The organism is Celeribacter litoreus, assembly GCF_020165855.1.
Lineage (GTDB): Bacteria > Pseudomonadota > Alphaproteobacteria > Rhodobacterales > Rhodobacteraceae > Celeribacter > Celeribacter litoreus.
This window is the reverse complement of sequence record NZ_JAIUFY010000005.1, coordinates 588,457-601,425: the sequence shown is the minus strand read 5'-3', so window position 1 is coordinate 601,425 and position 12,969 is coordinate 588,457. Positions and strand designations below refer to the sequence as shown.

12 protein-coding genes are annotated in these 12,969 nt (G+C 58.8%); 5 read left to right on the top strand and 7 right to left on the bottom strand.

Annotated features, from left to right (window positions below; translation table 11 throughout):
• Positions 1 to 108 precede the first annotated feature (108 nt).
• Entirely contained in the window at positions 109 to 924 is an 816-nt protein-coding gene (locus tag LA304_RS04920; protein WP_224502006.1) for a class I SAM-dependent methyltransferase, read from the top strand.
• 73 nt (positions 925 to 997) lie between these two features.
• Here the strand turns inward: LA304_RS04920 and argF are convergent, their stop codons facing one another.
• The 4 genes from argF to LA304_RS04900 all read right to left on the bottom strand — a co-directional run bounded on the left by argF (position 998) and on the right by LA304_RS04900 (position 5,088).
• Positions 998 to 1,924 (bottom strand): ornithine carbamoyltransferase, encoded by a 927-nt coding sequence (gene argF / locus LA304_RS04915; protein ID WP_224502005.1) that lies wholly within the window; start codon positions 1,922 to 1,924, stop codon positions 998 to 1,000.
• A gap of 16 nt (positions 1,925 to 1,940) precedes the next feature.
• Positions 1,941 to 3,116: an aspartate aminotransferase family protein gene (locus LA304_RS04910; protein WP_224502478.1), complete on the bottom strand. Its 1,176-nt coding sequence runs from the start codon at positions 3,114 to 3,116 to the stop codon at positions 1,941 to 1,943.
• A gap of 281 nt (positions 3,117 to 3,397) precedes the next feature.
• Positions 3,398 to 4,219, bottom strand: coding sequence for a trypsin-like serine peptidase (locus LA304_RS04905; protein ID WP_224502004.1), 822 nt, complete (start codon positions 4,217 to 4,219; stop codon positions 3,398 to 3,400).
• 56 nt (positions 4,220 to 4,275) lie between these two features.
• The gene (locus tag LA304_RS04900) at positions 4,276 to 5,088 is read right to left on the bottom strand and encodes an ABC transporter permease (protein WP_224502003.1); all 813 of its coding nucleotides are present in this window, start codon (positions 5,086 to 5,088) and stop codon (positions 4,276 to 4,278) included.
• A gap of 198 nt (positions 5,089 to 5,286) precedes the next feature.
• Here LA304_RS04900 and LA304_RS04895 point away from each other — a divergent pair, with 198 nt between their 5' ends.
• Both LA304_RS04895 and LA304_RS04890 read left to right on the top strand, forming a co-directional pair.
• Positions 5,287 to 5,874, top strand: a complete 588-nt coding sequence (locus LA304_RS04895; RefSeq protein ID WP_224502002.1) for a GcrA family cell cycle regulator — start codon at positions 5,287 to 5,289, stop codon at positions 5,872 to 5,874.
• Positions 5,875 to 6,093: 219 nt separating this feature from the next.
• The gene (locus LA304_RS04890) at positions 6,094 to 6,666 is read left to right on the top strand and encodes a YceI family protein (protein WP_224502001.1); all 573 of its coding nucleotides are present in this window, start codon (positions 6,094 to 6,096) and stop codon (positions 6,664 to 6,666) included.
• A gap of 106 nt (positions 6,667 to 6,772) precedes the next feature.
• Here LA304_RS04890 and LA304_RS04885 read toward each other — a convergent pair whose 3' ends face one another.
• A complete protein-coding gene (locus tag LA304_RS04885) occupies positions 6,773 to 7,993 on the bottom strand; it encodes a cytochrome b/b6 domain-containing protein (RefSeq protein WP_224502000.1) in 1,221 nt (406 codons plus the stop codon).
• Positions 7,994 to 8,165: 172 nt separating this feature from the next.
• Complete coding sequence (locus tag LA304_RS04880) at positions 8,166 to 9,419, bottom strand: OmpP1/FadL family transporter (RefSeq protein WP_224501999.1); 1,254 nt, start codon at positions 9,417 to 9,419, stop codon at positions 8,166 to 8,168.
• A gap of 298 nt (positions 9,420 to 9,717) precedes the next feature.
• Here LA304_RS04880 and rimO point away from each other — a divergent pair, with 298 nt between their 5' ends.
• Both rimO and LA304_RS04870 read left to right on the top strand, forming a co-directional pair.
• Positions 9,718 to 11,121 (top strand): 30S ribosomal protein S12 methylthiotransferase RimO, encoded by a 1,404-nt coding sequence (gene rimO, locus LA304_RS04875; protein WP_224501998.1) that lies wholly within the window; start codon positions 9,718 to 9,720, stop codon positions 11,119 to 11,121.
• 13 nt (positions 11,122 to 11,134) lie between these two features.
• Positions 11,135 to 12,091 (top strand): hypothetical protein, encoded by a 957-nt coding sequence (locus tag LA304_RS04870; protein WP_224501997.1) that lies wholly within the window; start codon positions 11,135 to 11,137, stop codon positions 12,089 to 12,091.
• A 142-nt stretch (positions 12,092 to 12,233) separates the two neighbouring features.
• Here LA304_RS04870 and LA304_RS04865 read toward each other — a convergent pair whose 3' ends face one another.
• Positions 12,234 to 12,914, bottom strand: coding sequence for a DUF2270 domain-containing protein (locus LA304_RS04865; RefSeq protein ID WP_224501996.1), 681 nt, complete (start codon positions 12,912 to 12,914; stop codon positions 12,234 to 12,236).
• Between the last annotated feature and the right edge of the window lie 55 nt (positions 12,915 to 12,969).

The following is a 12,969-nucleotide window of genomic DNA, read 5'->3' as shown; positions in this document are numbered from 1 at the left end:
AACGCAAGATCAGCGCCGTTCCGCGCACCTGTCGAAAAGTCAGGGCACGTAATCGCGCCAATCTGTGCTAGAATGGGTCATTCGGCAGCCATGGGGGAGGGCATGCCAATGACACCCGAGACTTTGCTCAACGCCGCGGAAAGCTTCGCAGAGCGCTATGATCGCGTGATGGTACCGGTCATATTCCGGCCGTGGGCGCAGGAACTTCTTAGATCGCTCGCACCCGGGAGCCGGGACCGTGTTCTCGATTTGGGCTGCGGAACTGGCGCTGTGTCTCGGACGATCATGGCAGAGGGCTACGCCCCGAAAACTCTCACCGGCGTCGATATGAACGCGGAGATGCTCGACGTCGCAGAGTTGCGCGCGCGTGACCAGGGCATTTCAGTCGATTGGCGAGAGGCGGAGGCGAGCGCCCTGCCCTTTGAGGCCGGTCAATTCGATATCGCGTATTGCCAACAAGCGCTGCAGTTTTTCCCTGACAAGACTGCTGCGCTTTCTGAGCTGCGCCGCGTTTTGCGGCCAGAAGGGCGTGTCGCCTTTTGCGTTTCTCGCCAGCTTTCAGAGAACCCCCTACTGGAAGCTCAGGCGCACGCCCTTGCATCTCATGTCGGACCGGACTCAGCGGCTGCGGTCGAGGCGATTTGCAGCCTCTATGATCCGGACGAGATTGCTCGCCATTTCGACAACGCGGGCTTCTCAAGCATCCGCATCACGCGCGTTAGCTTGACGTTGCACCATCCGGACGGTCGGGTCTATGCAGACGGAGCGATGGCTGGGATGCATACGGGGGACAAGCTCTCAGCGCTCTCTGAGCGCGCGCGCGAGGCCTGTATTGATACGTTCCTGCAGGGGCTCGGGGAGTATTTTGACGGGCAGGCCATCACCTTTCCGCATGTTTCCAACGTCATCACGGCACACGCCTGATTGCTGGAACCTAAAAAAGAAACGGCCTCACACCCGAAGGCGGAGGCCGTTTTATTCGGTCATATCGTAAGGATTAGCTCTCAACGCACCAGCGCATGATCGACTTTTGCGCATGCAGACGGTTCTCTGCCTCGTCAAAGATCACGGACTGCGGACCATCCATTACGTTGTTGGTGACTTCATCGCCACGGTGAGCCGGCAAGCAGTGCATGAAGAGTGCATCAGGTTTCGCAAACGACATGAGTTTGCGGTCGACGCGGTAGGGGCGCAGTTGATTGTGGCGACGCTCACGGGCAGAGGCCGGATCGTGCATCGACACCCATGTGTCGGTCACAACGAGATCGGCGCCGGAAACAGCCTCTTCGGCATCGCGGGTGATCTCGATGTTGGAGCCTTTCGCACGCGCGCCTTCGACGAATTCCATTTCCGGGTCGAGCGGCTGGGGACCTGCGAAGGTCATATCAAAGCCGAACTGGCCAGCGGCGTGCAGGAAGGACGCGCAGACGTTGTTGCCGTCGCCGAGCCACACGACTTTCTTGCCTTTGATGGAGCCACGGTGCTCTTCGTAGGTGAGGATGTCGGCCATGATCTGACAGGGGTGGGTGCGGTTTGTCAGGCCGTTGATGACGGGCACAGAGGCGTATTCAGCCATCTCGAGGAGCGTCTGCTCTTCAAAGGTCCGGATCATGATCATGTCGACGTAGCGAGACAGAACGCGCGCGGTGTCTGCGATGGTTTCGCCGTGGCCAAGCTGCATGTCGGCGCCAGACAGCACCATGGTCTGGCCACCCATCTGACGCACGCCCACATCGAACGACACGCGGGTCCGGGTGGACGGCTTTTCAAAGATCAGCGCGACCATTTTGTCTTTGAGCGGCAGCTCGGCATCGAGCGCGGCCTTCGGCTTGTCGTGGCGCGCATTCTTCGTGAGCTTCGCGGTCTCGATGATGCGGTGCAGCTCTTTTGCGTCGGTCGTATGGATGTCGAGGAAGTGTTTCATCTTTCTCACTCTCTTCTTATTGCATTTCGAGGGCGGATGCGGCGGCGTCGATACGCGCCACGGCCTCGGAAATGTCTTCATCGGAAATGTTGAGCGCAGGCAGGATACGCACAACGTTATCGGCGGCAGGCACGGTCAAAACGCCCTGCTCATAGCCTTTGGCGACGAGATCAGCAGGCGCGACCTTGCACTTGAGACCGAGCATGAGGCCCTCGCCGCGCACGGCTTCGAATACGTCGGGGTGATCGGCCACGAGGCCTTCGAGCTTCTGGCTGAAAAGCCCCGCTTTGCGGTTCACCTCTGCGAGAAACTCCGGATCGGAGACCGTTTCCATGACTTTGAGGCCAATAGCACAGCCGAGCGGGTTGCCGCCATAGGTGGAGCCGTGGGTGCCTGCGACCATGCCGGACGCAGCTTCTTCGGTCGCGAGCACAGCGCCGAGCGGGAAGCCCCCGCCGATGCCTTTCGCGACCATCATGATGTCCGGCGTGACGCCAGCGTATTCATGGGCAAAGAGTTTGCCGGTCCGCGCGACGCCACATTGCACCTCGTCAAAGATGATCAGGCAGCCCTTCTCGTCCGCGATCTGGCGCAGGAGTTTGAGCGCCTCGTCAGGAACGACGCGGATACCGCCCTCGCCTTGCACCGGCTCGATCATGATCGCGGCAGTTTTGTCGGTGACGTGATCGGCCACGGCGTCCCAGTCACCATAAGGCAGCGTCATAAAGCCCGGCATTAGCGGGCCAAAACCTTTGACCATCTTCTCGGAACCGGACGCCGCAATCGCGCCGGTCGAACGGCCGTGGAAACAGCCCTCGAAGGTGATGATCTCGATCTTCTCCGGCTGGCCTTTCTCATACCAGTATTTGCGCGCCATCTTGATGGCGAGCTCGGCGGCCTCGGTGCCGGAGTTGGTAAAGAAGCATGTGTCGGCAAAAGTCGTCTCGACGAGTTTGTCGGCGAGCGCCTGTTGGGCCGGAATTTTGTAGAGGTTGGAGACATGCCAGAGCGTGTCGGCCTGATCCTTGAGGACCTGCGCAAGCTCCGGGTTCGCGTGACCAAGGGTGTTCACGGCGATGCCTGCCCCGAGGTCGAGGAAACGTCGGCCATCCGCCTCAAAAAGCCAGGAGCCTTCACCCTTCACGAACGAAAGCGGTGCCCGGTTGTAGGTCGGCAGAATGGTCGAAATCATCGAAGTCATGTCCTCTGAATTAGGGAGGCCCAATGGGTGGCGAAAGGCCACGGGCCTGTCAACGGTCTGGAAGGGGTTTTTCGGGGTATTTGCGCGATATTCGCGCGATTTGCGCCGCTTTGGGCGCGAATGAACGGACGTCTGACGCAATTAGCGTCGACGTCGGGACTCAGTGGCGTATGTGCGGGTCATGTTCATAGGTCCGCGAAATAGGGTTCTAACAGATTTCTGTCAAAGGAATTTTGATTGCTGGTCGCGAATTTCGGCGCCGCTCAGGCAAATCAGTCCGGGCTGAGGAATTTGGAATTGCCCACGGAGGTGTTGCTCCCGCCGACAGTGATGCGTTTGGTCGCGGCTTTGGGTGTTTCGACCGTCGTCGCCCCAACGGCCAACTGCCGCTTCAGCGCAGCGATCTTGTCTGTGATGGCACCGCCCACACCGAGCTTTTTCTCGTCATAGAGCACCATGGCAGAGACGACAGAAACGATGGAGAGCCGTCCCCCGTCATTGGCGAAGACAGGCGCCCCCGAGGAGCCGTAGGTGATGTCGCAGTCGAAACCGTAAACGTCGTCGCGCACATCAACGAGATGGCATTCGCGTTGAATGGAGAGCGCGCTGTTGCGGCCCTGACCGTAGGAGGCTGCGGTCAGATTCCCCTCCGGCACCCCGCCGCGATGGATGAGAAACGGCTTCGCCAAGGCGGACGGGATTGGAGAGGCCAGTTTGATGAGGGCCACGTCATTGCGGATATTATGCTCCGTCACGCCTTTGCGCATATCGTAGGACGGAGATGCGGCGACGGCGATGCCCGCAGACGAGGCAACAAACTTGCCGTTTCTGAGCCCCGCACGGAAGAGGAAGCTCTCTGCGGGATAGGGCCTGTTCGCCTCATCCAGAACGCAATGGGCGGCGGTCAGCACAATATCGGACGAGATCAGAACACCGGTGCAGGTTCCCGTGCCGATCATATCAACGCGCCCGATCGCCTCCCACCCGATCAACTCCGCGCGGCGATCTGCGCGGTCGAGTTCGGTGGGCAGACTATCGGCCGCAAAACCGAGAGACGGAAAGAGCGCAATGATCAGGCAAATGAGACGCCGCATAATATCCTCGTGCCAACAGTCAGAAGCACGATGTCCCAAATACGGCGCCGATGCCATCACGATTTGAGTTTTGTTCCGTTCTTGAAGAACCGCCAGTTGATCACGATCACGACAGCAGTCACGGACGACATCACAAGCAGACCGAGCCACGGGGAACTGTCAGATGTGCCGATGATACCGTAACGCACGCCGTCGATCAGGTAGAACACCGGATTGAGGTGGGTGAGGACTTTGAACCACTGCGGCAGGGTTTCGACGGAATAGAAGGTGCCTGACAGGAACGACAGCGGCGTGATGATGAAGTTCGTGATCGCGGCCATGTGGTCGAACTTCTGACTGACGATACCGGCGAGCACGCCAAGACCACCGATGAAGAGCGCGCCGAGCAGCACGAAGGCGATGGCAAAGAGCGGATGGTGCAGCGGCAGACCAACGAAGATCGCCATGACGAGCCAGATTGCGACCGCCACGATCATCCCGCGCGTTGCGCCGCCCGCGAGGTAGCCAACGACAAGTTCCGTCGGAGAAAGCGGCGGCATCAGCGTATCAACGATGTTGCCCTGCACTTTCGAGATCATGATCGACGAAGAGGTGTTCGCGAAGGCGTTCTGGATCACCGTCATGGTGAGAATGCCGGGGGCGAGAAAGTGGACGAAGGGCACGCCCATCACGTCACCGCGCGAGGGGCCGATCGCCAGCGTAAAGATGGTCAGGAACAGGCCTGCTGTCACCAAAGGCGCCAGAAGCGTCTGGGTCCAAACTGCGAGGAAGCGAAAAACCTCCCGCTTTGCGAGAGTCGCCAAACCGAGCCAGTTGACACGGCCAAATCGACGCACACCCATTTTCAACTCACCTTGAGCCATTTCCATTGCCTCATTCTATTGCTATAAAGCAGTCTTTCCGGAATATCGGCCGGATATTTCCCGCCCGCGCCCGCTTGTAACCGCGTCCGTGGTGCTTAAAATAGGGGAAAGAGCAAATTCTCAAGCGGCCTTGCACGCAAAACACTTGTGCACGGTCGTTTTTGGCTGGCCTATGCGGCCAGTAGATTAACGAAGGAAGCATCCATGTCCTGGACTGATGAGCGCGTCGAACTTCTGAAGAAAATGTGGGGCGAAGGCCAATCCGCCTCCCAGATCGCCAAGGAACTTGGCGGCGTGACGCGCAATGCCGTGATCGGCAAGGTGCACCGTCTTGGCCTTTCCAACCGCGCAGGGTCCGGCGCTGCGGCGAAACCTGCTGCCGCACCGAAAGCGAAACCCGCGCCGAAGCCCAAGGTCGAGGCCAAGCCGAAGCCTGCGCCAAAGCCGGCTGCACAACCGGTTGAAGCCGAAGCTGCGGAAGCACCTGCACCGCGCCCGACCCCGCCGGCTCGCCGCCAAATTATTCCCGCAGGCCAGCCCCTGCCGCCGCAGCCGTCGACCAACGAGATCCCTGCCGAGGCCCTCGCCAAGGTGAACGAGGTCGAGAAGAAGGCAAAGAAGATCTCCGTGATGGAACTCACCGAGAAGACCTGCAAATGGCCGATCGGTGATCCGGCAACAGAGGACTTCTGGTTCTGCGGCCTGCCGTCTCAGGCTGGCAAGCCCTACTGCGAAGCCCACGTCGGCGTCGCGTTCCAACCGATGTCTTCGCGCCGCGACCGTCGCCGCTAAGTTTTAGGTTGATAACCAGAAAATTTTGAAAGGCCGCCCCACGGGTGGCCTTTCGCGTTTATGGCTCGCGAGTTCGTGAGGTCGGCGCGAATCCGCCATCTGTTCTGCGCGAAAGCGCACAGAATTTGTTTGAAGGCGTGGAATGTTTGAAAGCGTGGAGAGGCATTAGCTTCGGGGTGTCTAGAAACGCAACACTATGCCAAAGAGAGCTTTGACATCATGAAAAACTTCCTCCTCACCTCCGCACTGGTGATCGGCGCGACTGCCGCAACTGCTGAACCGGTCAAATACGCACTGGACCCGTCGCACAGCCAGATCGTGTTCACCTACAACCACCTCGGTTACTCCACCACCACTGGCATGTACTCCGGCTTTGACGGCACCATCATGTTCGACAAAGAAGATGCTGCTGCCTCCTCCGTCGAAGTATCCTTCCCGACCGACAGCCTCTACACCGGCTTCGCCGAGCGCACCGCACACTTCCTGACCGGCGACTTCTTCGGCGCAGAAGAAAACCCGACGATCTCCTTCGTGTCCACCGGTATCGAAGTCACCGGCGAGACCTCCGGCCTCATCACCGGCGACCTGACCATCAACGGCATCACCAAGCCGGTCGTGCTCGACGCAGTGCTGACCCAAGACATGCTTCACCCGATGGCAAACGCTCCGTGGGTTGGCTTTGACGCCACCACCACCGTGCTGCGTTCCGACTTCGACATGGGCATGTTTGCACCGTACGTGTCTGACGAAGTGGAAGTCATGATCTCTATCGAGGCTACCCCGGCCGAGTAATCGACCAGACATTCGAACGACGAAGGCCGCCGGAGAAATCCGGCGGCCTTTTTATATTGAGCTTTTGGGGAAGAAGGTTCGGCCCGTTGCGAGGGCCGAACAGAAGTTATTGAAGCGTCGCGGTCAGAGCGGTGGCAACTTCGACGGAGTAGCCGACCGTGCTTTCGTCCTCATAGCCGGAGCCAATACCGTAGTCCCGACGGTCGAGCGACGTAGCCCCCACCATCGTAGCGGTGTCTCCGTCAATCGTGAGATCGAACGTCAGCGTGACAGGCACTTCCTGACCAACGAGCGTCAAGGTTCCGACGGCTTCGTGCGCGGTGCCGTCAACGCGGGTGATGTCGCCCGCGAACGTCGCAGAGGCAAACGCCCCGGTATTGAAGAATTCAGGACCTTTTGCCTGTTCGGTCACCGTGCCGAGGGACAGAGAGGTCGTGTCGATCATCACCGAGACTTCTCCCGCTCCGCTTTTCGGATCATAGGCGATCTGAGCGTTCCAGTTCGCAAAGCTGCCTTCGACTGGCGCGCCCATCTGAGCGACAGTGATCCCGAGCGAGCCTTCCTCGACGGTCCAGATCGGCAGATCACTCTGCATCTCCGGCGAGGTTTCTGGCACGACAGAGGCTTCACGCTCCACTTCTTCGGTCTCAACCGTCGGTTCAGGCGGCTCAGGCAGGGTCAGCGGCATAGCGATGCCAGCGCCCCAAAGGAGCACGGCAGCGAGCGGGATAACGCGCGAGGCGTGAACACGACCGCCAGCCTCACCTGCGTCTCGGCCTTTCAGCATTCGGGCGAGGAGGCCATCACGGTCGATGATTGCGTGTTTGAGCGCGCCAGCAACGTGCAGGCCGACGGTGATGTAGATGATCCACGCGGACAACCCGTGCACCGCACCGGCGGCGTGGGCCACAGATTCGGACTTCGGGACGAAGGGAAGCCCCTGCCCGAAGGGCCAGAGGATCGGCGCGAAACCGGATTCTGCGGCATGCGTGATCCAGCCGGAAAGCGGCATAACGAAGATCGCGCCGTAAAGTGCCCAGTGGACGAATTCCGCGAGGTGGGTTTCTGCCTTGCGGTCCGGATGAAGCGGCACGGGTTTGGGCTGGGTCATCGCCCAAATCACGCGGAGGATTGCAAGGAAAAGCACGGTGACGCCAAGCGTCTTGTGCACGGAGTAAATCGTTTGCAGCCGTGCCACAGTGTCCGCGTTGCGCGGTGTGGCTTCACCGATCAGGCCGAGAGCGAGATCGAACAAAATCAAAAGCGCGATGGCCCAATGGAAAAAACGGGCGGCCGCGCCGTAGCGGGTCGGGGTATTGGTCAGCATGAGCCGGGTCCTTAGAGTGCGTTTTCCCTAGACCTAAACATTTTTGCGGATTCTGTAGTCTGGGCAGACCACACAGTCTCTGTGCGCCGATTGACGAAAGCTATGGAGCCCTTGCACAGAATTAGGGCGCCCGAAGGGGCGCCCTGCACGGCCAAGGGGGGAGGGCCGAATTTCAGAAAGTGCGCGTCCACCCGACGGAGGCAGAAATCTGGCTCATGTAGAGCTCGACGTCGCCGCCACCCATCGTGATATCGACAGGCCCTGTCACAGTGTTTTCAGGCACATAGGAAACAGAGAAATCGATCGTGTCACGGTCGTTGAGTTTTTTGGACCCGCCAACAGCAAAGTGATGTTCGACGATACCTGGGGCCAGAACACCGAGCGCCACATCCGCGCTCGAAATCGGGTTGGTGGCGTAGGCATAGCCGGCCCGCCACGTCATTGTATCAGACGCCACCCATTCGACGCCCACGCGAAGAACCTCGACATCATCCCAGCCAAAGCCCGGGCCACCATTTGTTCCGAACGGCGTTCCGTTCATCGCATTGCTCACCGCCGGGACACCCGAATAGAAGATTTTCTGATAGTCGAGCATCAGCGTAACCGCAGGCGAGGTCTCATAGGCGAGGCCGAGCGTCACGGAGGCAGGAATATCGAAGTCGCCACCACCTTCGAAAAGGCCCGCATATTTGTCGAATTCGCTCATGTCGAACTTCGTTTGCGCTGCGAAACCGAGCGTGAGTTGATCGGTCACATCATACTGAACCCCGAACTTGAGACCGACGCCATAGGAGAAATCGTGGCCGTTGTCAGAGAAGTGTGCAGGATCAATGGAGTTCGCGGACAGAGCCGAGAGACCGGTCGCTTCGAAGGCTTGCACGGCAACGGTCGGAGAAAGGCCGTAGGAGAGGCGACCGACTTTGTTGGCGAAGGTCACGGACAGGAACATCTGGGTGAGATCGACGCCGGCGTCACCCGCACAGAAGACACCGCTTAGGCAATTCGGGTTCGCGACGTTCTCGTAGGTCGTGTTCATCCCGCCGTTGCCGTAGGCCGCAAAGTTCAGCACGGCACCGTTGGCCAGCGGCTTGTTATAGGCGAAGTTCGGAACAGGAAAGTAATCGGACCCGGATTCCCATGTGCCCGGCGCGATAAAGCCGGTGCCGGTGCCGGTGTAGCCGCGCTCCGGCGAAAAGATCTGGAGGCCAAGGGATAGTTCTTCGCCAAGCTCGGCGACGCTTGCGGGATTGGTGGCGACGGACATGGCATCCTGCGTGGCGGCAACGCCTGCCCCTGCAACACCGCGTGCGGCAGGACTATAGCCGAGCGCGAAATAGCCCTCGGTCGCCTGCGCCACCATCGGCAGGGAGATTGCCGCACAGGTCAGCCCCATGCGGAGAATACGGTTGGTGTGTTGAGAGTTCATTCTCGGCCTCCAAATTCCAGAGGGCAGGCGTCCCCCGCCCGGCGTCATGTCAACGCGCGTTTCGCGCGCGCCGCCATAGACACTGGAAATCACTTAATCGCCAGCACAAACGTGATCGAGATCAAGTCATTGTCACATTTCGATAAATGCATACCAGAACTGTCAAAAAAGCCGGAAACCTTCTTTCCACTAGCGACGCAAAACTGTCCGATCCCCGATTTTCAGACCCATCTCAGCCAACACCAACACACATGCGCCGTGCCTTTCCCGAACGCCCAATCGCGTGTATGAGCCTCTTATGAGCACAAACCCACCGAATCTCCGCCCCGATCTGGCCCCCAAAGCCATGTTTGACGACACCCGCCGCGCCGGTCAGCCGACGATTGGCATGGTCTCGCTTGGTTGCCCGAAGGCGCTCGTCGACAGCGAACGCATTCTGACGCGCCTGCGCGCCGAAGGGTATCAGATCAGCGCCGACTACGCGGGCGCGGATGCGGTGGTGGTGAACACCTGCGGTTTTCTCGATTCCGCGAAGGCAGAGAGCCTTGAGGCCATCGGTGAGGCGCTTCAGGAAAACGGCAAGGTGATCGTCACCGGCTGTCTCGGCGCAGAGCCGGAATATATCACCGGCGTCCACCCCAAGGTCCTCGCCGTCACCGGTCCGCACCAATACGAACAGGTGCTCGATGCGGTGCATGGCGCCGTGCCACCCTCGCCTGATCCGTTTATCGACCTGCTGCCCGCGACCGGTGTGAGCCTCACGCCACGCCATTTCAGCTACCTCAAGATTTCCGAGGGCTGCAATCACGCCTGCAAGTTCTGCATCATCCCCGACATGCGCGGCAAACTCCAGTCGCGCCCTGTCCACGCCATTCTGCGTGAGGCGGAAAAGCTCGTGGACGCGGGTGTCAAGGAACTGCTCGTCATCTCGCAGGACACCTCCGCCTACGGCCTCGACCGCCGCTATGACACCCACCCGTGGAAAGACCGCGAGGTCCGCAGCCACATCACCGACCTCGCGCGCGAGCTGGGTCAACTGGGCGCGGCGGATGATCTCTGGGTGCGGCTCCACTACGTCTACCCCTACCCCCATGTGCGCGACCTGATCCCGCTCATGGCGGACACGTCGAACGCGGTCCTGCCCTACCTCGATATCCCGTTCCAGCACGGCCACCCCGACGTCCTCAAACGCATGGCACGTCCGGCGGCCTCGGCCAAAGTGCTCGACGAAATCGCAGCCTGGCGCGACATCTGCCCCGACATCACCCTGCGCTCGACCTTCATCGTCGGCTACCCGGGGGAGACGGAGGCGGAATTCCAATACCTTCTCGACTGGATGGACGAAGCCCAACTCGACCGCGTTGGCTGCTTCCAATACGAAAACGTCGACGGCGCACGCTCAAACGCCCTGCCCGATCACGTCCCTGCGGAAGTCAAACAAGAACGCTGGGAACGGTTTATGGAAAAGGCGCAGGCCATTTCCGAAGCCAAGTTGGAGGCCAAAGTCGGCACGATCCAGCAAGCCATCGTGGACGACATCGACGAAGACGGCATCGCCACCTGCCGCACCAAAGCCGACGCGCCGGAAATCGACGGAAACCTCTTTATTGACGAGGGGACCGAGGGGTTGAGTGTTGGGGATTTGGTTTTTGTTGAAGTTGATGAGGCGGGTGAATACGATCTGTGGGGTAAGCTTACTTAAAGAGAATTATTTAATGTCGAATGATATTATCGAAATTGGTGAAAACCAACTAGACTTCAAAACCCTGCAAGAGCTTTATAACGACCTAACTGGAAAGACTGAAGCAAACAGCATTCAACTCGATTATGCCGTCACTGTAAGGATGTCTGACCTCGAGCAAGTGAACTACACCATTAAGCAGTGCGCAGTCTCGCATGGGGCGATATTGAACAATTGCTCTGTAACGGTCTTCCATTCTAACAAAAGCAAAGAACAGTTCAGCAGCTTTGACCGCTTTAAGCTCTACAATAAAGGAAATTCATCTCCGATAGAAAATATCTATCTCGAATACAATTACTTGATAAGAAATGCTTCGAGCGGAAAAGCCGCAGCGTATAAGATCGGGCTTCATACTTCTTCGACGCTTGCTATCGCAGAGGGTGAAAATCGTCTGCCGATCTCTTCAATGAGGATTAGAAGGTTTTTTTCGCTCTCGCCGATACGATGCAAAGTAAATTTTGTCGATTATGTCGTTGGACGATCCTTTCTTCAGGCTGTGCAAGAATGGGCTGACGGCCTCGACCGCAAAATGGATAATAAGGTTGTTGAAACTGCTCAAAAACACAGTCACTGGGCAAATCCAATATTCGCGTTTGGCTCGACTGCATTGTTTTTATATTTTTCCGGCGCTGCATTCGCGCGCAGTAGTATTGACACGTTGACTGGGCTCGCGTCACAGCTTCTGTACGTGACAGCCGCTGGGCTTCTCGTATGGTTACTGGGCTCTTTTCTCGGTCGAATTGTCGAACTAGGGATCGATCGTTTTCAGAACTTTTCGATTATACTTCTTAATAAGGGAGATGATCGCTGCCATAGCAAGTTTAGCAAAAACAACCGAACTGCAGCCATCCAATCTGTTTTGGGCATCGGGTCTGTAGTCGGCTTGAACATTCTATCCAATTATCTTTCAAAATTGCTCTTTAGCGCCTGACCATAGGGTGGGGGCTGAAAGCGCCCTCTCACTCTTGATTGCACACCTTCGGCGTGACGCGGAAACTCGGGCGCTCGCGATGCGTTGCATCGCGCGGGTTGGTCTAAAGCCGAACGGTGCCGATCAAGAGAGAAGCGTCTGCTCACCCCATCCCGCTCGAATTGTTCCCCCGCTTCGCAGCCCGCCGTTTGTCATCCCTCCAGCTGATCACAGAGATCAAGCCCCACGAACCGAGGTAGACCGCGCCCAGCGCCAAGAGCCAGCCGCCGTGGACGGGGCCGATGGCGGCGCGGGCGTAGAGGTCGTCGACGGATGTGAGTGGCGTCGGGTGGACGAGGAGTTTGCCGAGGTAGGCCACCGTCTGGATCAGCAAAATCCAGAAGTAATTCCGGCGGATGCGGCGGCCGATTGCGACGCGAAGCGGCACGTGATAGGCGGGATAGAGGTAGTCTTTCGCCAGCACCTTTTGCCAGTCGGTTTCACAGGTGACGGCCTCGCGGTCCAGCATGGGCACGAAGAAATGCGTCTCCATCCACCTACACCGCGCGCGCCAGACGTTGAAATAGCGATAGCGCCTCGCCTCCAACATCAGAAAGAAGATGATAAGAATCCCCACGAGCAGCAAAGGCAGCGGAGAGGCCGAGGGTGTGGCAAAGGCGATGGACAGGGCGATGCCCAGCGTCACAACCGCCCAGTTAGTCGATGTGTCGAGCCGCGTGCGCCAGAGCGTGGAGCGGTAGACCTCTCCCCGATACAGGTGCGCGAATGCCGTAATTTCGGCATCCGAGAGCGCGGTATACGCTTTCGGTTGATGGTCTTGCATGTCTCCTCCTGTCCCAACTCTGCACAGCGCACGGGGCGGTGGCAAGTCTCTTGAC